Origin of the sequence: Phytobacter palmae (assembly GCF_039409775.1) — a bacterium.
Lineage (GTDB): Bacteria > Pseudomonadota > Gammaproteobacteria > Enterobacterales > Enterobacteriaceae > Phytobacter > Phytobacter palmae.
The window spans coordinates 52879-76875 of the sequence record NZ_JBCIVJ010000006.1 but is presented as its reverse complement, the minus strand read 5'-3'; the positions used below and the strand labels follow the sequence as shown (position 1 = coordinate 76875).

Genomic DNA, 23997 nt, shown 5'->3' with positions numbered 1-23997 from the left:
TTTTTGCTCGCCGTCACGTATTACTGGCGAACAGACGACCGTCCCTTACCAGCTCGCGTGGATAACTGTTTTTGAGTCTGCTACCCACTTTTTTCGCCAGGCCCAGCGGCTGGCGCTGGTAGGTAACAATAACGTCGTCCTTTGTCGGCGGGGTTTGCGGATAAATGTCACGCCCGCGATACCACTCTTCCGCTTCCTGATGCGTGAGTTCAAACGAGAGCGGGTTATCCACGCCGGCAAGGGCGATGACCGCCTCATGCTGCCAGCGATAACCTTTATTGTGGCTTTCAGCAAGCTTGATACCAGGCCGTGAAAAGCGCACTTTGCCAATAAGGGGCGCTATCTGTGCCGGGAAGAGCCAAATTTCTTTATCTCGTTGCCACAATTGCAGATCGTCGTGCCATTGCAGGCCAACTGCGGCTGCGGCGTTAATCAGCTGAGCCTCTTCCTTCGGCTTCATACGGGCAAACGGGAAGTTACCCACTTTGTAGCCAGGAGAGGGCAGCGGCGCGATTGCCGCAGTCTTTCGCAACCGCGCGACAAAGAAGCCTTCGCAGTCATAAATTTGCGGGAAGACATGTAAAAAGCCCTCATTCGTCAGCGCTTGTTGCGCGCCTGCAAACAGGGTATCAAGTGGCAAAAACTCGACTGCCTCAGGATATTGCGATTTTAGCCAGTGGCATATCGCTTCATTCTCTTCGCGGTTTAGCGTACAGGTTGAATAGACCAGCGTGCCGCCCGGACGCAGAGCATGAAATGCGCTATCGATTAATTCGCGTTGAGTTGCAGCAATCTCAAGATTACTGGCATGCGACCAGTTCTTTAATGCATCCGGATCTTTACGCACCACCCCTTCGCCAGAACAGGGCGCATCGAGCAAAATGGCATCAAACATCTCTGGCAACGCCGGACCGAAAACGCGGCCATCGAAATGGGTAAGCGCGACACTGGAAACACCGCAACGACTGATATTGGCATGCAGCACTTTTACGCGACTGGCGGAATATTCATTGGCGAGAATAGCGCCGCGATTGCCCATACGAGCAGCAATCTGGGTAGTTTTCGAGCCCGGTGCCGCCGCAACATCCATAACCCGCTCGGGCATTTCACCATCGGCAAACAGGGCGCTGACCGGCAGCATGGAACTGGCTTCCTGGATATAAAACATCCCGCTTAAATGTTCAGCGGTGCTACCGAGCGGTAGCGCCTCTTCATCATCCCGCTCAATCCAGAACCCCTCGGCACACCACGGAACTGGCGTCAGTTGCCAGCCATAAGGCGCAACAAGCGTCAGGAAGTCTTCAACGGCAATTTTAAGCGTATTAATTCGTATACTGCGCCGTAAAGGCCGCTGGCAGGCCGCGATGAATTCGTCGAAGGAGAGATGTGCTGGCAGCAGGTCACGCATTTGTGCCAGAAATTCGTCAGGAAGATAAACAGCGTTTTGAGCCACAGGTTATACCACAGGAAAGCAGAGAGGGGCGCAGTGTAACATACTCGCTCCGGCGCGGGCACGCCGGAGCGGTAAGGCATTAGCGTGGCAGGGCGGTCCCCCATTGACGCCACTCTTTAGGCTCGCTTTCCTGCAACAGGAAATGTTTGCCTGGCTGCGCTTGTGGTGCCAGCGGGATACCCGGAGGCGTGGCAAAGGCTACCCCTCCGCGAATAAACTGGTTAAAGGTGCCCGTTTTCACCACACCACCGGTCAGGCCAAAGTCCAGCGAATAGCCGGAAGCCAGCCAGAACACGGAATTGTTTCGCACCAGATGCTGATAACGTTTGCTGATCCGCAGCCCAACCATTACGCGATCTGACAGGGAGCCGAGCATCAGGCCCGTGACGGTACCCACTTCAATCCCACGGAACAGAACGGGCGTGCCAATATTCAACGAACCGGCCTCCGGTGCTTCAACTACTACGTTCAAACCATCCAGATAACGGGAATCGGTGATTGTGGTTTCCTGTATTTCAAAGTCACGGCGCGCCTCGCCATGACCGGGTTCAACGTTGATATAGGGCTGCAGGATGGTATCAAGATGCTCAACACCCGCCGCAGAGATTTGCGGTGTAACAACAGAAAAACGCGTGCCGCTACGGGCAAAGGTCTGCACATATTCAGGGTAGAGCACCCCGGTTGCCTGCACTTCGCTCTTGTCAGCAATGAGCTGGAGGTTCGAAATCTGTCCGATATCAATACCCAGATAGCGAATTGGCATACCTGCTGCCAGTTTTCCGGCATCATAGGCATGCAGGGTGATCTGACTCCCCACGGCGCGCGCAGCGGTCTCAGATGCGTAAAGGATACGTTTGTCGCCTTTGCGTGCGCTGGCACTGGCGCCGCTGAGATTATCGAAACTGATTGCTCCTTTCAGGGCACGAGACAATGGCGACGCCTGCACCGTCAGGCCGCTACCGTTCAATTGAACTTTCGCACCGCCTTCGGCCCAAAAAACGCTATTGCTGGTCAGCAGGGAGCGATACTCCGGCTTGATATGCACTTCGATATCAAACGCATCGGCCCGGGGACGCACGGTAATGATTTCACCCACTTCAAATTTACGGTAGAGCACGACTGAACCTGCCTGCACATCCGGCAGGGTATCTGCGGTCAGGGTCAGGGTGGTTGTCGGCAGATCGCTGAGGCTATTTTCCAGTGCTTTATCGAGATTAGCGAACAGCGGGTAAGTGGTTTTCATCTCGCCTTTGCTGCCAGGAAGAATGCGAATACCACCGCTAAGCCACTCGTTGGCGCTGGCGGCGAGAAACTCAACGCCATCAATGCCCATTTTGACGTCAATACGGCTGTTGACCACAAACTTGCTGTCACCGTGTACCAGTTCGCGGTATTGCGGGTCGATAGCCAGGGCAAACGAAACGCCTTTACTGGTTAAATTTCGCTCCAGTACCTGGCCGACTTGCACGCCATGCAAAATCAACGGTTGCCCTGCGTCAATACCATAGCTTTCCGGTGCGGTGAGCGTCAGTGTGATGACCCCGGGTTGCTGCAACAGATTTTTTGTTGCCGGAAGCACCACAAAATGATTACGAGGCTCACCTTCACCTGGCACCAGCTCCAGCGTAGTGCCTGTCAGCAGCGAACTGATGTTGGGGTTATCAAGTGAAATCTTAGGACTACGCATTTCGATACGCGTATTGTCACGCAATAAATTAACGACACCCGGATCCACCGTCATTTCGCCAGTTACTGCGCCACCGGGGTTGAGATTGAGTTTGGTCAACTGACCAACCTGCAGCCCCTGATACATCAGCGCTGTCGATCCTGCTTTCAGACCATCGCCACCCGGGAGGTCGAGTTTGACCAGCACCCCGCGTTGGCTATGGGCGAGGTCTTCATACAGACCGTACTCATCGTCCTGCGCCGCAGGCTGTGAGGAGTCCGGAGAGTCGAAAGCGATAGCCCCATTGACCAGCGCCGCGAGGCTTTCAAGCTCCACTTTTGCACCACTCAGGCTGACATCCGCTTTTACGCCGGAAATATTCCAGAAGCGGCTGCCTTTTTTCACCAGATTGGTAAAGCGGCGCTCTATCAGTACATCTATGGTGACGCCTTGTTTATTGTTATTGATGGAATAATCGTAAACGCGTCCGACCGGAATTTTCCGAAAATAGACCAGCGACCCGCTGTTAAGCGATCCCAGGTCCGGGGCGTGAAGATGGATCATCAGTTCGCCATTATTCAGGCGATATTTGGGTTGAGTGTCGAGCGCAGTGAAGTGTTCTTGCGGCTCACCTTTACCGGGCATCATACCGATATAGTTACCACCGACCAGTGCATCCAGCCCGGAAACGCCCGCCAGCGAGGCTTTTGGCGTGACAAGCCAGAATTGCGTCTCACTGCGCAAAGCATCTTTCACATTGGCTTTAATGCTGGCGCGTACTTCAATTTTTTTCAGGTCATCGCTCAGGCGAATATCCTGCACGGTGCCCACTTCAACACCCTGATAACGAATCGGTGTTCTGCCTGCGACAATGCCGTCCGCAGACATAAAATCGATGGTGATTGTATTACCGCGATCTTTATAGCTTCCCCAGACCAGCCAGCCTGCAATCAGCAGTGCGATAACCGGCAGCAGCCAGAAAGGTGAAATGCGGCGTTTTGTTTTTATACGCGCTTCAGTCGGCGAAGCGGGGGTTTCCTGACTCATGTGCATCCCAAAGTAAGCGGCTGTCCAGCCATTCCACAGCAAGAATAGTCAATATTACAGCTGCGCCGAAATAAAACGCAGCCGGTCCCATGGTAAAAGCAAGTAACTGGTCGCGGTTAATCAGTGACATTGTCAGCGAGATGACAAACAGATCGAGCATTGACCAACGCCCAATCCAGGTCACAAAGCGCAGAAGCAGGATGCGTGTACGTAACCCCTGTTCGAATTTGAAATGGATGCTAAGAAGCAGTGTAAACAGCACGATAACTTTGGTAAATGGCACCAGAATACTGGCAATAAACACGACGCCTGCGACGGCGATATTGCTGTTAGCCAGTGACATAATACCGGACAAAATAGTGTCTTCCTGCCGTGCCCCATTGACGTAGACCACCGAGATGGGGAGCAGATTAGCCGGTAACAAAAATATCATCGATGCGATCAGCGCAGCCCAACATTTTTGTACGCTTTGCCGGCGGCGATAGCGCAGGGGAATATGGCATCGCGGGCAGCGGCCTCGCGGATCCGGGAAGCCGGTGAAGTGACATCCGAGGCAGATGCGCAGCTTTTCATCAGGGCGTTTGGCTGGTCGCTGCGGGTAGAAACGCTCCCAGAGCTGCTCCACGTTCAAGTGAATCAGCGTCAAAATACTTAAGATCACCAGGGCAACAAAAGCGATAAGGCCAATACCTGGCTGCAGAAAGGCATAGTCCTTTACTTTGATAGAGGCAACGCCAATGCCCACCAGATAAATATCCAGCATTACCCACTCTTTTAGCTTTTCCAGCATCAGCAGAACCGGGCGCAGATTCATTCCCAGTATGTTACCGAACCATAAGTAGGCGATTGCGGCGACCAGAATCAGCGGGGCTCCTACGGTACAAAACAGCACCATGGCGGCAGTGAGCGGATCGCCCTGTGCGGTCATCTGCCAGATACCCTGGAGCAGGTTTGCGTCAATACGTACGCCGAGCAGGTAAAGATGAAGCAGCGGCTCGCTCCATGCGAATGGCATAAGCAGGATCATCGTTACGGCCATCGCCGCCAGGCGGGTTAATGACCAATCTCTCCCGTCGCGAATTTTCGCATCACAGCACGGACAGAATGCACTTTGGTGCGATTTCATGACCGGAAGGGCAAAAAGCGTATCGCATTGCGGACATCGCTGATAATGTGCGCGGGGCAAGGCGTCGCCGATGGCGTGGACAGCCATTTTTTTAGCAGGCGTTATTTGTCGGTTTTTCAGGGCCATTGCATGCATATGAATAAATCAGGAATAAATCTATCTTAACTCATGACGGGAACTTCTTGAGCATCAACGCATTTAATGCTTATTTTAATAAGCTACACTGCATGACCGAAGTAAGACATAAAGTGATTGGATAATGAACAAAATAGAATTTTACGCGGATTTGAACCGTGACTTTCAGGCGTTAATGGCAGGTGAAACCAGTTTTTTAGCGACACTCGCTAACACCAGCGCGTTGCTTTTTGAGCGACTGAGCGATGTGAACTGGGCAGGTTTTTACCTCCTTGAAGGGGATACGCTGGTATTAGGACCCTTCCAGGGCAAGATTGCCTGCGTGCGTATTCCGGTTGGGCGTGGTGTTTGCGGTACTGCCGTGGCGCAAAATAGCGTGCAACGCGTGGACGATGTACATCAGTTCTCAGTGCATATTGCCTGCGATGCTGCCAGTAATGCCGAAATCGTACTGCCCATTACCCTGAATAATCAGGTTATTGGCGTACTTGATATCGACAGCGTCGCATTCTCGCGCTTTGCTGCAGAGGATGAACAGGGGTTGCGTGAGCTGGTATCGCACCTGGAAAACACGCTTATACAGACCGATTATAAAAAATTCTTTGCGGGCGTCGCAGGATAATCAACGGATAACGTAGCATTTACGGATAGCGTCATTATAATGACGCCTGTTCATGCCTGCGGCTTGTTGGCAACGTCCGTTGTAATCAGGAAATTTCATGGAAAATCAACCTAAGTTGAATAGCAGTAAAGAAGTTATCGCCTTTCTGTCCGAACGTTTTCCTCACTGTTTCAGTGCAGAAGGCGAAGCGCGTCCCCTGAAAATCGGTATTTTTCAGGATCTGGTTGCACGAGTTGAGGGCGAGATGAATCTCAGCAAAACTCAACTTCGTTCCGCTTTACGTCTTTACACTTCAAGCTGGCGTTACCTTTACGGTATCAAAGCTGGTGCGGCCCGTGTCGATCTCGACGGTAACCCGTGTGGCGTTCTGGATGAGCAGCACGTTGAGCACGCCCGTAAACAGCTTGAAGAAGCCAAAGCTCGCGTTCAGGCGCAACGCGCTGAACAACAGGCGAAAAAACGAGAAGCAGCCATTGCTGCAGGTGAGACGGAAGAGGCTCCACGTCGTGAGCGTAAACCCCGTCCGGCACCACGTCGTAAGGAAAATAGCGAGCGTAAACCTCGTACTGACAAACCTGCCGCAAAACCTCAGCGCGCGCCGCGAGAAGAACGTCATACGCCAGTTTCAGATTTATCTGCACTGACTGTAGGTCAAAACCTTAAGGTTAAAGCGGGTAATAATGCGATGGACGCCACCGTACTGGAAATCACCAAAGACGGCGTTCGCGTACAGCTTACTTCGGGTATGTCGATGATTGTACGCGCAGAACATTTGATGTTCTGAAACGGAGGCCTGGCCTGGCATGAACACTTTGTTTAAGCGCACAGCGTTGGCTGGTCTGTTATTAGTAACAGGCCAGGTTTTCGCGGTGGAAGATATTACCCGTGCCGATCAAATTCCGGTATTAAAGGAAGAGGCTCAGCACGCGACGGTGAGTGAACGAGTGACTTCGCGGTTTACCCGTTCTCACTACCGTCAATTCGATTTGGATCAGGCCTTTTCGGCAAAGATCTTTGATCGTTACCTCAATTTGCTGGACTACAGCCATAATGTGCTTCTGGCCAGCGACGTTGCTCAATTTGCGCAGAAAAAAACGTTACTAGGTGATGAGCTCCGCACCGGTAAACTCGATGTTTTCTACGATCTCTACAACCTTGCGCAAAAACGCCGTTTCGAACGCTACCAGTACGCACTGAAAGTGCTGGAGCGCCCGATGGACTTTTCAGGCAACGACACGTTCAACCTTGACCGCAGTAAAGCGCCGTGGCCAAAGGATGAGTCAGAGCTTAACGCCCTTTGGGATAGCAAAGTCAAATATGACGAGTTAAGCCTCAAGCTCACCGGTAAAGATGACAAAGAGATCCGCGACACCCTGACGCGTCGCTACAAATTCGCTATTCGTCGGCTGGTGCAAACGAACAGTGAAGATGTGTTCTCACTGGCGATGACCTCTTTTGCCCGCGAAATTGATCCGCATACTAACTATCTCTCGCCACGCAATACTGAGCAGTTCAATACCGAGATGAGCCTTTCTCTGGAAGGTATTGGTGCCGTTCTGCAGATGGATGACGACTACACCGTTATCAATTCGATGGTGGCGGGTGGTCCGGCGGCGAAGAGCAAAGCTATCAGCGTTGGCGATCGTATCGTTGGGGTCGGGCAGACGGGCCAGAATATGGTCGATGTCATTGGCTGGCGTCTCGATGATGTTGTTGCGCTGATCAAAGGTCCGAAAGGCAGCAAAGTTCGCCTTGAAATTTTGCCTGCGGGTAAAGGAACGAAGACGCGGATTGTGACGCTGACCCGTGAGCGTATTCGTCTGGAAGACCGTGCGGTAAAAATGTCGGTCAAAACGGTCGGCAAGGAAAAAGTTGGCGTCCTGGATATTCCTGGCTTCTATGTGGGTCTGACGGATGACGTCAAGGTTCAGTTGCAGAAGCTGGAAAAACAGAACGTGAGCAGCGTCGTGATTGATCTGCGCACGAACGGTGGCGGAGCATTAACGGAAGCCGTTTCCCTTTCCGGCCTGTTTATTCCTTCAGGTCCGGTGGTTCAGGTTCGTGACAATAATGGCAAAGTCCGTGAAGACAGCGATACCGACGGCGTGGTGTATTATAAAGGCCCGCTGGTGGTGCTGGTCGATCGCTTCAGTGCCTCGGCATCGGAAATATTTGCTGCTGCGATGCAGGATTATGGACGTGCATTGATCGTCGGTGAGCCAACCTTTGGTAAAGGCACCGTTCAGCAGTATCGCTCGCTGAACCGTATTTACGACCAGATGTTGCGTCCGGAATGGCCCGCGCTGGGTTCAGTGCAGTACACCATCCAGAAGTTCTATCGTGTTAATGGTGGCAGTACACAGCGGAAAGGCGTCACGCCGGACATTATTATGCCGACGGGTACGCAAGTGACGGAAACCGGCGAGAAGTTTGAAGATAACGCATTGCCGTGGGATAGCATCAATGCGGCCAACTTTACGAAGTATGGTGATATGAAGCCATTTGGCCCGCAACTGCTGCAGGAACATGATGAGCGTATTGCGAAGGACCCGGAATTCCAGTACATCATGAAGGACATTGCTCGCTTCAATGCCCTGAAAGATAAGAAGAATATCGTGTCACTGAACTATGCGCAGCGTGAAAAAGAGAACGCCGAAGACGATGCTATTCGTCTCAGTCGCCTCAACGATCGATTCAAACGTGAAGGCAAACCGCAGCTGAAAAAACTGGAAGATCTGCCGAAAGATTACCAGGAGCCGGATCCTTATCTGGATGAGACCGTCCATATAGCTCTGGACCTTGCCCATCTTGAAAAAGATACCCCCGCGGCTGACCCCGCTCCCGCAAAATAACCTTCTGACAGGCACAAGAAATTGTGCCTGTTTTTTTAACAAGCTCCAGATGGCGTAAGCATTGTGCTACAAAATGTAAAGTTGTGTCTTTCTGGTGACTTACGGCGTTCTGGTGCTTGAAAATAGCCGGATTAACCATACGATGTGGGTAATCGCATAGTGCGTTTTGTTAATTAGAGGTTAAAAGAAAATTATGATGCGTATCGCGCTCTTCCTGTTGACTAACCTTGCCGTCATGCTGGTGTTCGGCCTGGTGCTTAGCCTGACGGGCATTCAGTCGAGCAGCGTGCAGGGATTGTTGATTATGGCGCTGCTGTTTGGTTTTGGCGGCTCTTTTGTTTCACTGCTGATGTCGAAATGGATGGCACTGAAATCCGTAGGCGGTGAGGTTATCGAACAACCACGTAACGACATGGAACGTTGGTTAATGAACACGGTTGCGAATCAGTCTCGTCAGGCCGGTATCGCCATGCCGCAGGTGGCAATCTACCATGCGCCGGATATCAACGCATTCGCGACAGGTGCCCGCCGTGATGCTTCGCTGGTCGCCGTCAGTACCGGTCTTTTGCAGAATATGAGCCGTGATGAAGCCGAAGCGGTTATTGCGCATGAAATTAGTCACATCGCCAATGGCGATATGGTCACGATGACCCTGATTCAGGGGGTGGTGAACACCTTCGTTATTTTCATCTCGCGCATTCTCGCGCAGATTGCATCAGGTTTTCTTAGCGGCAACCGCGATGACGGCGAAGAGAGCAACGGTAACCCGTTAATCTACCTCGCTGTAGCTACCGTGCTGGAACTGGTTTTTGGTATTCTGGCCAGCATCATCACGATGTGGTTCTCACGTCACCGTGAATTCCATGCTGATGCGGGTTCTGCGAAACTCGTTGGCCGTGAAAAGATGATTGCTGCGCTCCAGCGCCTGAAAACCAGCTATGAGCCGCAGGAAGCCAGCAGCATGATGGCATTTTGCATCAACGGTAAGTCTAAATCGTTAAGTGAACTGTTTATGACTCACCCCCCACTCGACAAACGTATCGAAGCGCTGCGTAGCGGGGCTTATCTCAAATAAGGCGTGAGCCTGAAATGAAGAAGCGCGTCATATGACGCGCTTTTTTTATGCAGCGCGCGGCTGTGTGATCCGCAAGCCGCTGATGATTGCAGCGAGGGTTGCCAGTATGCCTGCGAGCAGAAGTGATGTATGCGTACCGCTTTTATCAAACAGGTTGAAGAGTAACGCCACCAGTGCCGCGCCGGAACTCTGTCCTAACAGGCGCGCGGTACCCAGCATGCCACTGGCGCCACCGCTACGCTGACGCGGTGCGGAGCTGATGATCGTATGGTTATTGGGTGACTGGAACAGACCAAATCCTGCCCCGCAAAGGGCCATTCGCCAGATAATATCCACATCGGCAGGCGCTGCTGGCAGCATCGCGAGCGCAAACAGGCCGCACGCCATCATAGCCAGTCCCAGCGCCCCCAGCAGCCCGGCATGAACACGTTCAATCAGATAACCAGCCAGTGGCGCCATCACCATGGTGGCTAATGGCCACGGCGTTAACAGCAGACCGGTTTCCACTTCGCTGCGTCCAAGTATCGATTGCATAAAGAAGGGCAGGGAAACAAGGGCCAGCATTTGTGCGCAAAAAGAGCAGATTGACGTACAAATCGATAATGAGAACAGTGGAATACGCAACAGGTCGATGGGTAACAGAGGTACCGACAAACGCAGTTGTCGACGGACAAAAAAGGTGCCGATCACCAGCATGCCCGTAATTTCAGCGACTACCAGCGTAATGGATTGCCCCTGGGCAAATCCGCTCATCGCGGTTATAAGTAAACCAAACGTTAACGCGTTCATCACCGCACTGGGAAGATCAAATTTCGGCATCGCACTGCGTGAGCCATTAGCGGGTAAATAACGCAATGCCAGTACCAGCGAGAGTATTCCCAGAGGCACATTAATCAAAAACAGCCACTGCCAGGAGGCGACAGAGAGAATCGCAGCGGCAATTGTCGGGCCTGCTGCCGAAGAGACAGCTACCACGAAAGAGTTGATTCCCATTCCACGCCCTAACTGACGCTGTGGGTAAATCAGGCGTATTAATGCGGTATTCACGCTCATCAGCGCCGCGCCGCCGAAACCCTGGGCGACACGGGCAAGCGTCAGCGTGAGTAACGAATCTGACAGTGCGCAAAGCAGAGAAGTAAGAGTAAAGAGCACAAGTCCACACTGGTAGACACGACGGTAGCCGAACATATCGCCGAGGAATGACAGGGTCAGCAACGAGATGACAATCGCTATCTGGTAGGCATTAACGACCCAAATTGAACTGGCCGGTGATGCATGCAGGTCCCGTGCAATAGTCGGTAGTGCAACATTAGCAATGGCACCGTCGAGCACGGCCATAGTAATGCCAATAACAATCGTTAATATTGCGCCGTAGCGCTGTGGAACCGGTAAGCCGTCTGGGGTGGATTTATTCATGAGAAAAGCTGGGTTTTGCTTGTTCAATGATTTGTATAATGATTCTATCATCCGTATTTCGGTTTTATATCGCAGATTTGTAACGAAGTTGCGAAACTCGGATTGCGACGGGCAGGCGAGAAATTTATAATAAAAACCTATTCTGATTTTTATAAAACACGGGCGATGAGGTGACTAATGGCTATTGCAGATTTGGATAAGCAGCCAGATTCTGTGTCTTCTGTACTGAAGGTATTTGGCATTCTGCAGGCGCTTGGCGAAGAACGTGAGATTGGGATCACCGAACTTTCGCAGCGCGTCATGATGTCTAAAAGCACCGTATATCGCTTTTTGCAGACGATGAAATCACTGGGTTATGTTGCTCAGGAAGGGGAGTCGGAGAAGTACTCTCTCACCCTTAAACTGTTCGAACTCGGTGCACGCGCGTTGCAAAACGTCGATCTGATCCGCAGTGCCGATATTCAGATGCGTGAACTCTCTCGACTCACCAAAGAGACTATCCACCTGGGCGCGTTGGACGAAGACAGCATTGTCTATATCCACAAAATCGACTCTATGTATAACCTGCGCATGTATTCACGCATTGGCCGCCGCAACCCGCTCTATAGCACTGCGATTGGTAAAGTATTACTTGCGTGGCGTGACAAGGAAGAGGTTATGCAGATCCTTGAGGGGGTAGAGTACAAACGCAGCACCGAGCGCACCATTACCAGTACCGAGGATCTGTTGCCGATGCTCGATATTGTCCGTCAGCAGGGCTATGGCGAAGATAATGAAGAGCAGGAAGAAGGCTTACGTTGCATTGGTGTGCCAGTATTTGACCGTTTCGGCGTCGTCATTGCCGGGCTGAGTATCTCCTTTCCGACGCTGCGTTTCTCCGAGGAACGTCTGCATGAGTATGTCAGTATGCTCCACCATGCTGCGCGTAAGATTTCTGAACAGATGGGTTATAACGATTATCCGTTCTGAGTGTGAAAACGCCGCCTTGATGGCGGCGTTTGTTTACCCATTATCGACAACAGTTTCGCTTTTGCGTAGTACCGGGCATTGCGTAAGTCCGATAATACCGCTGCTTGAGTGAACATATTGTGCTGTGCTGACGCCCCGGGCCGTCAGGTATTTACACTGTAATCCCAGACCTGCGGCATTTTCATGGCTGCCAACCAGCACGCCATATCCACTTAGCAAAATACCAACCCAGACCAGTGCCACGACAATAATTGCCCGAATAAGTGTGCGCATCATCATTCCTTGCGTTTGGATACTGTTTTCAGGCTATCGCTTTGACGGAAGACCGCACACCCGAGCATTCCTAAAAACTCCGATTAGAGATACAGTTAGTCGCGGTTTAAGTAACTAATGCTAACCTGGTAACATAAAGTGGAGTATCGGAGAGTGGAGTGAAAAAGTTTAGATGGCTAATACTGATCGCCGTACTGGTGGTCTGCCTGTTGCTCTGGACTCAAATGCTAAATGTGATGTGCGACCAGGATGTTCAGTTTTTCAGCGGCATTTGCGTCATCAATAAATATATCCCCTGGTAGGGGCTTTTTTGTCGTTAATGATTTCCTTCCGTCTTACCAGTGGTAAAATGTACCTCTTTGGTTGAGGTGGTAAAATGAACGAATTAATGAGTTCAGGCGCGTTTAATATTGCGTCTTTTGTTGTTTCGGTGGTGGTGTTGCTGGTCGGGTTGGTGCTGTGGTTCTTTATCAATCGTGCAAGTTCGCGGACTAATGAGCAGATCGAATTGCTCGAAGCATTGTTAGATCAGCAAAAGCGTCAGAACGCGTTGCTGCGTCGCTTGTGCGAATCTAACGAGCCGGAAAAAGAGATTACCCCGGCACCGGTCGTTGAAGAAGAAGGCAAAGGCGATGAATTTATCCGTCTGGTAGCAGAGCGTTAAATTTGCAGAGGTGAGGGGCGTTATGGCGCGTAAAAATCTCTGGTTTAATGCCGCGTTCCCTCACCATCGTCCCGATGGTTTTACTAATCTCACCCCCGGCGGTCATGCGTCTGGCGATGTAAAACGTTGGCGGCAGGAGCGCAAAGCCGCAGGCTTACCGCGTCCGCCTGCCGGGGGGTATGCCAGTTTTACTGCGCAGTGGTGGCAGCATGCAGAAATTAATGGTGACGATGACAGGGTCTGGTGGTTAGGTCACTCGTCAATACTGCTACGCCTGATGGGGCAGTACATTTTGACCGACCCGGTTTTCTCTGACCGGGCGTCGCCCCTACGTTTTGCCGGCCCACGGCGACGAACACCGCCTGCGTTAGCCATTTCCGAACTACCTTCGCTCGATACCATTGTTATCTCGCACAATCACTACGATCATCTTGACGCCAGAACAATGCGCGCGCTTATACAACATTTTCAACAGGTAGCGATTTTTGTACCCCTCGGCCTGGGAAACTGGTGCCGTCGTTTGGGCGCGCGAAATGTGACAGAACTCGACTGGTGGCAAAGCATTGTCTTTCAGGGGCTTGTGTATACGGCTGTGCCCGCGCAGCACTGGAGTATGCGTACACCCTGGGATCGTAATTGCGCCTTGTGGTGTGGCTGGGTGATCGAGAGTAGCGCGCAACGCTTCTGGTTCCCCGGCGATACCGGTTACAGCGAAGAATTACTGTCCATCCCACAGCGTCTGGGGCCGCTAAGCCTGGCAGCGCTCCCTATTGGTGCATACGCTCCTCGTTGGTTCATGGCCTACAACCATATGGATCCGCAACAGGCAGTAACCTTATGGCTGCAGTTGGGTAAACCTCTGTCGTTTCCTGTTCACTGGGGTGTTTTCGAACTGGCGGATGAATCACTGGATGAGCCGCTGCGCGAGTTGGATAATGCATTAAGCGAAACGGCAGATGACATTACGAACTTCACCACACTGAAAATTGGCCAGTATTTATCTTTGCAAAATAGAGGCGAGTAGCACTGGTACTAATTTATTATTTAGAACAAGTTAAATACTTTTTATTTTTATCGAAACGTTTTTATTGCCTTTTTATGAGGCACTGTCATCAGACTTTCATTATTTTGGTGCACACTCCTGCTTAATTGCACAACAAATATTCGATGGTAAACCAACACATTTGATTAGTTGCGCGAGCGGGCATTTCATAGCTTCATGATTTGCGAAAAATGGCATAGCTATGCGTTAATGCTGCTAGTGATATAAGGTATGCCGTAATATTTTTATCCCGCTACGTGGACGAATGGAACTCATTGAGCTATGGTAAAAAAGATGGGTTATCAACGCGGGCCAGAAGGCGGGCTGCCTGTCGTAACGAGGTTATCTTCTTTGCATAAATCTGCATTGGTTGTATTGATAACCTTAGAATTTGTGCGACGGATCCAGGCCTTTTTAAAAATGGCTTGCCATAATTTACGTTGTGTGTGATAACACGTTTTGGGTCAAACGAGGTACAGTTCTGTTTATGTGTGGCATTTTCAGTAAAGAAGTCCTGAGTAAACACGATATCGTTGAATACCGCTTCTCTGCCGAACCTTATATTAGTGCCTCAAGCAGTAATGTCTCAGTTTTATCTCAGTTAATGCCTACGGGCGAAGTATATACATTAAGGAATATTGCAAATGGCAAAGATTAAAGGTCAAGTTAAGTGGTTCAACGAGTCCAAAGGTTTTGGTTTCATTACTCCTGCTGATGGCAGCAAAGATGTGTTCGTACACTTCTCTGCAATCCAGGGTAACGGCTTCAAAACTCTGGCCGAAGGCCAGAACGTTGAGTTTGAAATTCAGGACGGCCAGAAAGGCCCGGCAGCTGTTAACGTAACTGCTATCTAATTTCAAATCCACTGGTACTTGAGACGCTACCGGCGTATCAATGTCAGCGAAAAGCCTCGCCATTGTGCGGGGCTTTTTAATTTCTGCTTCGCATTCCCCGATGCGACGAATGGCGGTAAACTTGCGTCCTTTAAAGAGTTCCGGAGTTGCCATGCCCTTTTGTTGCCCACTTTGTCACGCCCCCTTAACGCGTTCCGAACAGAGTTTTTCCTGCCCACAACGCCATCAGTTCGACATAGCGAAAGAAGGGTACGTCAATTTACTGCCGGTGCAGCACAAACGTTCGCGGGATCCGGGTGACAGCGCGGAAATGATGCAGGCGCGCCGTGCGTTTCTTGATGCCGGACACTATCAGCCGCTGCGTGATGCGATTGCGTCAGAGCTACAGATGCGCCTGCCTGCGCAGGCAGAGGCGATACTGGACATTGGCTGTGGGGAAGGGTATTACACTCAGGCTTTTGCCGGTGTAGCGCAGCGTAAAGAAGCCCGGATGTTTGGACTCGATGTTTCAAAAGCGGCCATACGTGCAGCCGCAAAACGTTATTCTGAGGTGATGTTTTGCGTTGCCTCCAGCCATCGCCTGCCTTTCCAGGATGACAGCATTGACGCTATCGTACGTATTTACGCGCCCTGCAAAGCAGAGGAACTGTTACGTGTAGTAAAACCGGGTGGATGGGTTATCACCGCAGCGCCTGGGCCGCGCCATTTGATGGAGCTGAAAGGGCTGATTTACCGCGAAGTGCAGTTACATGCACCTGATACTGGCGAGATAGAGGGGTTTCGTGTCGCAGAGCAGCAATCACTGAGCTACGAGATGGAGTTAACGGGTGCAGAGGCTGCCGCGTTACTACAAATGACGCCCTTTGCCTGGCGGGCAAAACCGGATGTCCGGGAAACCCTGGCAGCGCAAGAGCGCTTTATCTGTCAGACAGACTTTACCCTGCATTGTCTGCAACGCGTTGATTAAGCCGAGAAGTGTGTCCAAAGGATCTCAATGCCGATCCCGATTAGCACTATACCGCCAAGAATCTCCGCCCGTTTGCCCAGCAGCGGGCCTATATAACGACCAATCATCATGCCGAGGGTGGACATCACCAGGGTGGCGCAACCGATCGCCAGGGCGGTTGACAGAATATTCACCTGCAAGAATGCCAGACCAACCCCTACGGCCATCGCATCAAGGCTGGTCGCAATCGCGGTAGTGACCAACAGCCAGAAGCCGTGGCGACATGGCGCTTCCCCGGCGTCATCGGCATCTGCGCGAAAACCCTCCAGCACCATTCTGCCGCCCAGGAAGATCAGCAAGATAAAGGCAATCCAGTGATTCCACTCCAGCACAAATTGGCTGGCAAGCATTCCCAGTCCCCAGCCTATAAGTGGCGTCAGTGTTTCGATAGCGCCAAAAATCAGGCCGGTACGCAGGGCTTCGGAGAATTTGGGTTTATGCAGTGTCGCCCCTTTACCGATTGATGCTGCGAAGGCATCCATCGACATGCCAAAGGCGAGGAGAAGGGTGGCGGATAAATTCATGCGAGCGTCCTGACCGGGAGTTCCATATAACACACCACTGCCCCCAGTAAACAGCAGTTGATGTGTCAATGGTCTCGCCTGACCGGATAAATCACAGTCCGTACGTGCCACGTTTTGCAACGAGTATGTTGACACGTACATTTCCAGTAAATGGAAATCGGCTACTCCCCAACGACGGGCGCAACCTTAACATATTTTGAGAATATAAAACAATAACAGAGAATTATTAATTCATTTGCCAATTGATAACGATTAACATTTAGATTCATAAGTGAATATGACGTTAAAAAGTTGAGAAAGCTACCGGGCGAAATATAGCAAAGGCTATAATTGTGCTTATTTAATATACATCGGCGAGTTGTGATTTTTACTCATAATTTATTGAATTTTAATGAGTAATTTATATATCTTCTCCAGATCGTCAATATTTTTAACCCGAATAAGCAAGCGCCTTTGTTCTAATTGCATCACCAGCACACCATCCTCAGATAAATTCATCTCTTTAATACGGTTATATTCTATCCAGACACTGGAAAAGAAAAATCCCCGCGTTTTGAAGAGAATCCTGGGCGTGCGAATCCAAAAAAGATAAATAGCCAATAATGCCAGAGCAGATAATAACCATGTGGTTAATGACGTACCGTTATTTGTGACATTGTTGTAAATAAGGATGATCAGCAGGCCAACAAAAATAGTTGCATCGACACGGCTGCGGCGCAATAAGGGGAGGGTGAGCAGAGTATCGCCGTGACGGCGGGGCAGGATAAGTTCATCGTAAATGGCAAATGCCAGCAGAGCGGCGATAAACAACATCAGTATGCTGTCCGTGAGCGTCATGGTTCCTCCTGATAATAAAAAACCGGGGCGAGGCCCCGGTTATAACACAACAGATTACAGACCTAACAGGCCAACCGCATACCCTACGATACCGATGACAAAGAAGCCGACGATAATCCACAGTGGGTTAACTTTCTTACGCAGCAACCACATACAGGCGAAAGTCAGCAGTAGCGGAACCAGGCCCGGCATCAACTGATCGAGGATGGTTTGCACTGTTGTGACGTTTTGTTTACCGGTCTGGTCGGTAATACGCGAGACCACCAGCGGAATATTCACATGCGTCCACTTGTTGACCAGCGCCCCCATGACAAAGAGACCGAGTATCGACGCCCCTTCCGTCAGCTTCTGCAGGAAACCACCACCCATATCCTGGACGATATCGATACCTTTGCGATAACCGTACGCCACGCCGTAATAGCGGGTTGCCAGGCGCACCAGGTTAAACAGAAAGAAGAACAGCAAAGGCCCAAGCAGGCTGCCGCTCATAGCGATACCCGCACCAAGCGCTGCGAAGACCGGACGTACGGTACCCCAGAAAATCGGGTCACCCACACCTGCCAGCGGACCCATCAGACCGACTTTGATACCGTTGATGGCACCATCGTCAATCTCTGCCCCGTTCGCACGTTGTTCTTCCATCGCCAGCGTTACGCCCAGTACCGGCGCCGCAACATAAGGATGGGTGTTAAAAAACTCCAGGTGACGCTTGATAGCTTGTTTACGCGCGTCGTTGTTCTCGGGGTAGAGGCGTCTGATAGCCGGTACCATAGAGAAGCAGAAACCCAGCGCCTGCATACGTTCGAAGTTCCATGAACCCTGAAACAGGTTAGAACGGATGAACACGCCACGAATATCGCCCGGAGTGAGTTTTTTCACAGTGGTAGTTTTAGTCGTCATATCAACCATTTCGCTCACCTGTTAGTCCAGTTCGTTATCGAGATCGTTATTACCGGCAGCCTGTGCAGGCGCACCAGCAGAGCGGTTATATTTCGGGCTCAGTTGGATATAGAGGATGGCCATCACGGCACCAATCACACCGAGCGCAACGAGGTTGAAGTTAGTAAACGCCGCAGTCACGAAACCAAGGTAGAAGAACGGCATCAGGTAGCCTGCGCGCATCATATTGATAACCATCGCATAACCAACTACCACAATCATACCGCCGGCGATGTTCAGGCCGCTGGTTACGACTTCCGGAATGGCGTTCAGCATCCCCTGAACTTCACTGGTCCCTACGGAAATTGCAACGATAACCGCCGGTATTGCAATACGCATTGCCTGAAGGAAAAGGGAAGAGACATGGATCCAGGATAGGGCCGTGAGGTTGCCATTGTTTGCCGCCTTATCCGCAGCGTGCTGGAATGCTACGGTGATAGTACGCACGATGATCGTCAGTACCTGGCCTGCTGCTGCCAGCGGGATAGCCAGAGCGATACCAGCACCAATACTTTGATGCCCCGCGATAACCAGAACAGTTGAGATAATAGAGGCGAGCGCGGCATCGGGAGCAACTGCCGCACCGATGTTCATCCAGCCCAGCGCAATCATCTCCAGGGTACCGCCGATGATAATACCGGTTTTCATATCCCCCAGGACGATCCCCACCAGCGTACAGGCCACTAACGGACGATGAAACTGAAATTCATCAAGTACCGATTCCATACCGGCAATACACGCGACGACGAACACCAGCACAATCTGAAGAGTGGTAATCTCCATTGTACTTCTCCTATGCTAAACAAACGTAAGTGTGAACTGAGTTAACCAACCCGGCGCGATTACTTCGCTGCCTTGTTAATCAAATCCATCATTTTCAGTTTCGGGTCGTTAGAAACTTTACGAACTTCGAGCTCGATATTGCGTTCATTGAGCTTTTTGAAGGCTGCAATATCTTTGTCATCCACCGAAACCGCGTTGTTCACCTGAGTTTTCCCCTGCCGGTAGGCCATGCCACCGATGTTAACAGAGGTGATTTTCACCCCTTCTTCGACAATGCGCAGTACGTCTGTGGGATTGGTAAACAACAGCATCACCCGCTCACCCGCATATTTCGGGTTGTTGTAAACACGGATCATCTTGGCAACGTCCACCACGTGCGCCGTCACCCCGGGAGGCGCAACTTGTGTGAGCAGCGTCTTACGTACGTTATCGGCTGCAACTTCATCACTGACGACGATAATTCGCGTCACGTTTGTTTCTTTAGTCCAGCGTGTAGCGACCTGACCATGGATTAAGCGGTCATCAATACGGGCAAGACCAATGATCATATAGTCATTCGGTCCCATGGGTTTTACTGGAGCCGCCGGTTTAGGGGGCGCGGCGGGTATCGGTTTTTCCACTGGTTTGGCTTTCAGCGCTTTCACTCCTTCACGTCCCGTTTCCACGGCGACCGCCACCAGCTCATCAAAGGTTGGGTTGTCGTCACGCGCCATCAGTGTTTCCACGAGCATAGGAATATTGACGCCAGCCACCACTTCATAATGCTCTTTATCGACGACAATGCGGCTGGCAGCATTGAACGGACTGCCCCCCCATGTATCAACGAGAAATAGCACGCCCTGATGTGTATCGAGCTTTTCCAGTTGCGCGTTGTATTTTTCGATTAACGTTTCGGCGTTTTCACCGGGAACGAAATCGATCCAACCGACATTCTCTTGCTCGCCCAATAGCATTTCGGCGGTTTTGAGTAACTGTTCCGCAACCCAACCATGTGTGCCTATCACAATAGCAATGGTCACTTGCTACCTCCTTCGTTTTTGTCGTTAACACATCATTAACTGATGTATTCTGAATCTCCCCGGCTGCCCGAATCGATTCAGACAGGGCTTAGAGAGAAAAAACTAAAACTGACGGGAATTATTTTAGATAGCGAAAAAATAATTTATGTGATGAACATCCGTAATTTAGCTTTAACGCCCGGGAAATTTCGGAGCGAAAAATATCTCTCAAAATGCAAATTCTGGTAAATCTTTGCAAAATTCAAACTCTCTCTGATATGTTTAGCATCCGTTTAAATAATCAGGAGTAAAGGGCATTAGCCCGCCGTATGGACCGTCACCGACGTCAGTTCCCCCTTTGGCCTTTTTGTGCCAGCCATTCTTTATCCTTGAACCCCCTTGTTGTCATTATGCCTGCGCCTCCCTGTGCGCGGACTCATCATGCCTTTAGCCGGAGCTTGCCATGGAATTCTTAATGGACCCCTCGATATGGGCGGGGTTATTGACACTTGTCGTTCTGGAAATTGTTCTTGGTATTGATAACCTGGTATTTATCGCCATCCTCGCCGACAAATTGCCGCCAAAGCAGCGAGATAAAGCGCGCCTGATTGGTCTTTCCCTGGCGCTGGTGATGCGTTTAGGACTGCTGTCGCTTATCTCCTGGATGGTAACGCTGACTAAACCGCTCTTTTCTGTCTGGGATTTCACCTTCTCCGGTCGTGATTTGATCATGCTGCTTGGGGGGATATTCCTGCTGTTTAAAGCGACGACCGAACTACATGAGCGGCTGGAAAATCGTCAGCACGATGAAGGTCAGGGTAAAGGATATGCCAGTTTCTGGGTGGTGGTTGTACAAATTGTTATTCTTGACGCCGTGTTCTCGCTTGATGCGGTGATCACCGCAGTCGGGATGGTCAATCATCTGCCGGTCATGATGGCGGCAGTGGTGATTGCCATGGCAGTTATGCTGCTGGCATCCAAACCCCTGACTCGCTTTGTTAATCAGCACCCTACAGTGGTGGTGCTCTGTCTGAGCTTCCTGCTAATGATTGGTCTGAGCCTGGTGGCAGAAGGTTTCGGTTTCCATATTCCGAAAGGCTATCTGTACGCAGCGATTGGCTTTTCGATCATTATCGAGCTGTTCAACCAGATTGCGCGTCGTAACTTTATTCGCCATCAGTCGACGTTGCCGCTACGTGCGCGTACCGCCGATGCGATTTTGCGTCTGATGGGGGGGAAACGCCAGGCCAGCCAGACACAGGATACCGACAGTCAGTCTTCTGTATCTGTGCCGGAAGGGGCGTTTGCCGAAGAGGAACGTTACATGATCAATGGCGTATTAACTCTGGCTTCTCGCTCGTTGCGCAGCATCATGACGCCACGTGGTGAAATCAGTTGGGTCGACGCCAACCTGAGTGTGGAAGAGATCCGCCAGCAGCTTCTCTCATCGCCCCACAGTCTGTTCCCGGTCTGTCGCGGTGAGCTGGATGAGGTGCTGGGTATTGTTCGCGCGAAAGAGATGCTGGTGGCGCTGGAAGAGGGGGCGGACGTTGCGGCAATGGCGTCGGCATCACCGGCAATTGTTGTACCGGAAACGCTGGACCCCATTAAACTGCTGGCCGTATTGCGCCGTGCCCGTGGCAGCTTTGTTATCGTGACCAACGAATTTGGCGTGGTGCAGGGGCTGGTAACACCGCTGGACGTCCTGGAGGCGATTGCCGGTGAGTTCCCTGACGCCGACGAAACGCCGGAAATTGTCGCTGATGGCGATGGCTGGCTGGTTAAAGGCACCACCGATTTGCATGCTTTGCAACAAACGCTGGACCTGGACACCCTGGTCAACGAGAACGAGGACATCGCCACGGTTGCGGGCCTGGTGATTGCCATTAATGGTCAGATCCCCCGTCCTGGCGACAGGCTGGAGCTTGCACCACTGCATATCAGCGTTATCGAAGCAAACGACTATCGCGTCGACCTGGTACGTGTTGTTAAAGAGCGAACGCCTCACGACGAAGAAGAGTAATCTGACTATGGCATAAGCGGCATCATGAGCCCTTTACGCCGCGCTGGCGGGGAAGTCCACCCCGCCAGCCAACGCGGAAACTCTTTGATCGGCATGGGCTTTGCGTACAGAAAGCCTTGTAATATATGCACCCCCCGTTGTCGCAGATGTTGTGCCTGACGAGGGTTTTCTACCCCTTCCGCCACCAGTTCAATATTCAGTCGTTGCCCGAGTGCGATAATCATATCTGTCACCGTCGAGTTCACCGCATCTGTACCAATGGCCATGGTGAATGATTTATCAATTTTTAATACATCCGGGCGCAGTCTCTCCAGCCAGGATAGCGAGCTGTTCCCGGTACCAAAATCATCAATGGCGATTTTGGCCCCCCTGCGATGAAGTTCGCGCACCATACGGTAATCAACGTCCTGCAAAGCGTCGCGTTCGGTAAGCTCAATGGTTAATTGTTGCACCGGATTCGCGTGATACCACAGACGATTGAGATCCTCGAGCAACATCCCATGGCGCAAGTGGCTGGGAGCGACATTGATACCAATCTGAAAGCTACTATCTGCCGGGAAAAGCCCAAGCTGGCGCTGCGTTTCCGCCATCACATAACGTGTCAGCGGGGCGATTAAATTGTGCTCTTCAGCGATGGGAATAAAAACATCCGGCGAGATCCAGCCCTGACGAGGATTGTTCCAGCGCAACAGGATTTCGACGCCGATACAGGTGTTGTTGTTCGCCTCCAGAAGAGGCTGGCAAAATAGCTCAAACTCCCTTGCGGCGAGACCCAGATTGATCTCCCCGGAAAAGCTCATGCGACTGGCCGTAGCCAGCCAGGCAATATAGCCAGTCAGTAAACTTAATAGCAGTGCCAGCGGTAATTGTGACGGTAAATGGCGCAATGCCAGCGCATCTGCCCCTGGTCCGGTCACGCTAACGACAAAGGGAAAGTGTTCCGAAGCCTGTTGATAGCGTTCTTCATTATTCAGTTCCGGCAGGCGATTACTGACTCCGCTGCCATAAACCAGATGACGGTCATTCACGCTCAGGCTTGCAGAGGTAATTAAAGGTTCGTCAGGTTCGAGCATTAAATTGCTCAGCAAATCGATATTAACAACCTCAATAATGCCGCTCTGACCATCGGTTGTGGTGGGATACCATATAATCATCACCGGGCTGTTTTTCAAAAGCGACTGATCGGTGGAAAGCATCATCAGCGATTTTGTTGCTGGTAATGCGGGTTGCAGTTGTTTAATCGGCACATCCCGATAACCAAAAATGCTTGAGCAGTATAAAACCCCGTCTTTGATGAGCCCGATGTCACGCACGGTCTGTAAACTTGCGGCCTGCGTGCGTAATAAGAGATGGGCATTAGCACAGGATAAGCCGACGAGAGCCATGATCACATCGCGCTTACGTTCAAGCGGTAAAAGTAATTTATCGAATGATTCAACAGCATGTGCGGTAAAAGCGACAATTTTGTCCTGATTTAAATTGCGCTCCGAAATAAATCGAGTGGCGAGAGTGAAAATCAGCGTCACGATTGCCACGGTCACGCAAATTATTAACCGTTTCCGCCGATAACTTTTAATAATTCTTTGTGCTGTTTGCATGCCGTGACCGCCTTAAAAGCCACTGGCCTGGAATTTCCGCCAGAACAAAGAAAGTGTAGTTGCGAAAGCGCAAAAACGATGAGAAAAGAGAGAGA

At 51.2% G+C, this 23997-nt stretch carries 22 protein-coding genes, 1 pseudogene and 1 riboswitch; of the genes and pseudogenes, 12 read left to right on the top strand and 11 right to left on the bottom strand.

What is annotated here, in order from left to right:
- Window positions 1-13 precede the first annotated feature (13 nt).
- The 3 genes from rsmF to yebS all read right to left on the bottom strand — a co-directional run bounded on the left by rsmF (window position 14) and on the right by yebS (window position 5418).
- Window positions 14-1453 (bottom strand): 16S rRNA (cytosine(1407)-C(5))-methyltransferase RsmF, encoded by a 1440-nt coding sequence (gene rsmF / locus AAIG39_RS09495; protein WP_343193711.1) that lies wholly within the window; start codon window positions 1451-1453, stop codon window positions 14-16.
- A 79-nt stretch (window positions 1454-1532) separates the two neighbouring features.
- A complete protein-coding gene (locus tag AAIG39_RS09490) occupies window positions 1533-4166 on the bottom strand; it encodes a PqiB family protein (protein ID WP_343193710.1) in 2634 nt (877 codons plus the stop codon).
- Complete coding sequence (yebS, locus tag AAIG39_RS09485) at window positions 4135-5418, bottom strand: membrane integrity lipid transport subunit YebS (protein WP_090086060.1); 1284 nt, start codon at window positions 5416-5418, stop codon at window positions 4135-4137. Before yebS ends, AAIG39_RS09490 begins: the two co-directional genes overlap by 32 nt.
- A 133-nt stretch (window positions 5419-5551) precedes the next feature.
- Here yebS and AAIG39_RS09480 point away from each other — a divergent pair, with 133 nt between their 5' ends.
- From AAIG39_RS09480 to htpX, 4 genes are all read left to right on the top strand, one after another.
- A complete protein-coding gene (locus AAIG39_RS09480) occupies window positions 5552-6049 on the top strand; it encodes a GAF domain-containing protein (RefSeq protein WP_343193709.1) in 498 nt (165 codons plus the stop codon).
- A gap of 97 nt (window positions 6050-6146) precedes the next feature.
- Window positions 6147-6833 carry an RNA chaperone ProQ gene (gene proQ, locus AAIG39_RS09475; RefSeq protein ID WP_090085901.1) on the top strand — a complete coding sequence of 229 codons (687 nt, stop codon included), beginning with the start codon at window positions 6147-6149 and terminating at the stop codon, window positions 6831-6833.
- Window positions 6834-6852: 19 nt separating this feature from the next.
- Complete coding sequence (prc, locus tag AAIG39_RS09470) at window positions 6853-8901, top strand: carboxy terminal-processing peptidase (RefSeq protein WP_090085902.1); 2049 nt, start codon at window positions 6853-6855, stop codon at window positions 8899-8901.
- A 193-nt stretch (window positions 8902-9094) separates the two neighbouring features.
- Entirely contained in the window at window positions 9095-9976 is an 882-nt protein-coding gene (gene htpX / locus AAIG39_RS09465) for a protease HtpX (protein ID WP_343193708.1), read from the top strand.
- 45 nt (window positions 9977-10021) lie between these two features.
- Here the strand turns inward: htpX and AAIG39_RS09460 are convergent, their stop codons facing one another.
- Window positions 10022-11392 (bottom strand): MFS transporter, encoded by a 1371-nt coding sequence (locus AAIG39_RS09460; protein ID WP_090085906.1) that lies wholly within the window; start codon window positions 11390-11392, stop codon window positions 10022-10024.
- A gap of 177 nt (window positions 11393-11569) precedes the next feature.
- On the opposite strand from AAIG39_RS09460, the gene kdgR reads away from it, so the two are divergent.
- Complete coding sequence (kdgR, locus tag AAIG39_RS09455) at window positions 11570-12361, top strand: DNA-binding transcriptional regulator KdgR (protein WP_090085907.1); 792 nt, start codon at window positions 11570-11572, stop codon at window positions 12359-12361.
- A 33-nt stretch (window positions 12362-12394) separates the two neighbouring features.
- On the opposite strand, the gene AAIG39_RS09450 is transcribed toward kdgR, so the two are convergent.
- Window positions 12395-12634, bottom strand: coding sequence for a YobH family protein (locus AAIG39_RS09450; RefSeq protein ID WP_343193707.1), 240 nt, complete (start codon window positions 12632-12634; stop codon window positions 12395-12397).
- A gap of 158 nt (window positions 12635-12792) precedes the next feature.
- Between AAIG39_RS09450 and mgrB the strand changes: the two genes are divergently transcribed.
- From mgrB to rlmA, 6 genes and pseudogenes are all read left to right on the top strand, one after another.
- On the top strand, window positions 12793-12936 hold the full coding sequence (gene mgrB, locus AAIG39_RS09445) for a PhoP/PhoQ regulatory lipoprotein MgrB (protein WP_072039749.1): 144 nt from the start codon (window positions 12793-12795) through the stop codon (window positions 12934-12936).
- 74 nt (window positions 12937-13010) lie between these two features.
- Window positions 13011-13298: a YebO family protein gene (locus AAIG39_RS09440; RefSeq protein ID WP_090085910.1), complete on the top strand. Its 288-nt coding sequence runs from the start codon at window positions 13011-13013 to the stop codon at window positions 13296-13298.
- Between the two features lie 22 nt (window positions 13299-13320).
- Window positions 13321-14322 carry an MBL fold metallo-hydrolase gene (locus AAIG39_RS09435; protein ID WP_343193706.1) on the top strand — a complete coding sequence of 334 codons (1002 nt, stop codon included), beginning with the start codon at window positions 13321-13323 and terminating at the stop codon, window positions 14320-14322.
- Between the two features lie 505 nt (window positions 14323-14827).
- Window positions 14828-14972, top strand: a pseudogene (locus AAIG39_RS09430) (DUF2627 domain-containing protein).
- A 12-nt stretch (window positions 14973-14984) separates the two neighbouring features.
- Window positions 14985-15194, top strand: coding sequence for a transcription antiterminator/RNA stability regulator CspE (gene cspE, locus AAIG39_RS09425; RefSeq protein WP_001062678.1), 210 nt, complete (start codon window positions 14985-14987; stop codon window positions 15192-15194).
- A gap of 151 nt (window positions 15195-15345) precedes the next feature.
- Entirely contained in the window at window positions 15346-16161 is an 816-nt protein-coding gene (gene rlmA, locus AAIG39_RS09420) for a 23S rRNA (guanine(745)-N(1))-methyltransferase (RefSeq protein ID WP_090085916.1), read from the top strand.
- Here rlmA and mntP read toward each other — a convergent pair.
- The 5 genes from mntP to manX form a co-directional block, all read right to left on the bottom strand.
- Entirely contained in the window at window positions 16158-16724 is a 567-nt protein-coding gene (gene mntP / locus AAIG39_RS09415) for a manganese efflux pump MntP (RefSeq protein WP_343193705.1), read from the bottom strand. The two genes, rlmA and mntP, sit on opposite strands and share 4 nt — an antisense overlap.
- Before the next feature lie 6 nt (window positions 16725-16730).
- Window positions 16731-16906: riboswitch (yybP-ykoY riboswitch) on the bottom strand.
- Window positions 16907-17102: 196 nt separating this feature from the next.
- Window positions 17103-17561, bottom strand: a complete 459-nt coding sequence (locus tag AAIG39_RS09410) for a DUF986 family protein (protein WP_090085919.1) — start codon at window positions 17559-17561, stop codon at window positions 17103-17105.
- Window positions 17562-17615: 54 nt separating this feature from the next.
- Window positions 17616-18470, bottom strand: a complete 855-nt coding sequence (locus AAIG39_RS09405; protein ID WP_090085922.1) for a PTS mannose transporter subunit IID — start codon at window positions 18468-18470, stop codon at window positions 17616-17618.
- Window positions 18471-18482: 12 nt separating this feature from the next.
- Window positions 18483-19283, bottom strand: a complete 801-nt coding sequence (manY, locus tag AAIG39_RS09400; RefSeq protein ID WP_090085924.1) for a PTS mannose transporter subunit IIC — start codon at window positions 19281-19283, stop codon at window positions 18483-18485.
- Window positions 19284-19342: 59 nt separating this feature from the next.
- Window positions 19343-20302: a PTS mannose transporter subunit IIAB gene (gene manX, locus AAIG39_RS09395; RefSeq protein WP_343193704.1), complete on the bottom strand. Its 960-nt coding sequence runs from the start codon at window positions 20300-20302 to the stop codon at window positions 19343-19345.
- 442 nt (window positions 20303-20744) lie between these two features.
- On the opposite strand from manX, the gene yoaE reads away from it, so the two are divergent.
- A complete protein-coding gene (yoaE, locus tag AAIG39_RS09390) occupies window positions 20745-22304 on the top strand; it encodes a CNNM family cation transport protein YoaE (protein WP_343193703.1) in 1560 nt (519 codons plus the stop codon).
- A gap of 5 nt (window positions 22305-22309) precedes the next feature.
- On the opposite strand, the gene AAIG39_RS09385 is transcribed toward yoaE, so the two are convergent.
- Window positions 22310-23902, bottom strand: a complete 1593-nt coding sequence (locus tag AAIG39_RS09385) for an EAL domain-containing protein (RefSeq protein WP_343193702.1) — start codon at window positions 23900-23902, stop codon at window positions 22310-22312.
- Window positions 23903-23997 lie beyond the last annotated feature (95 nt).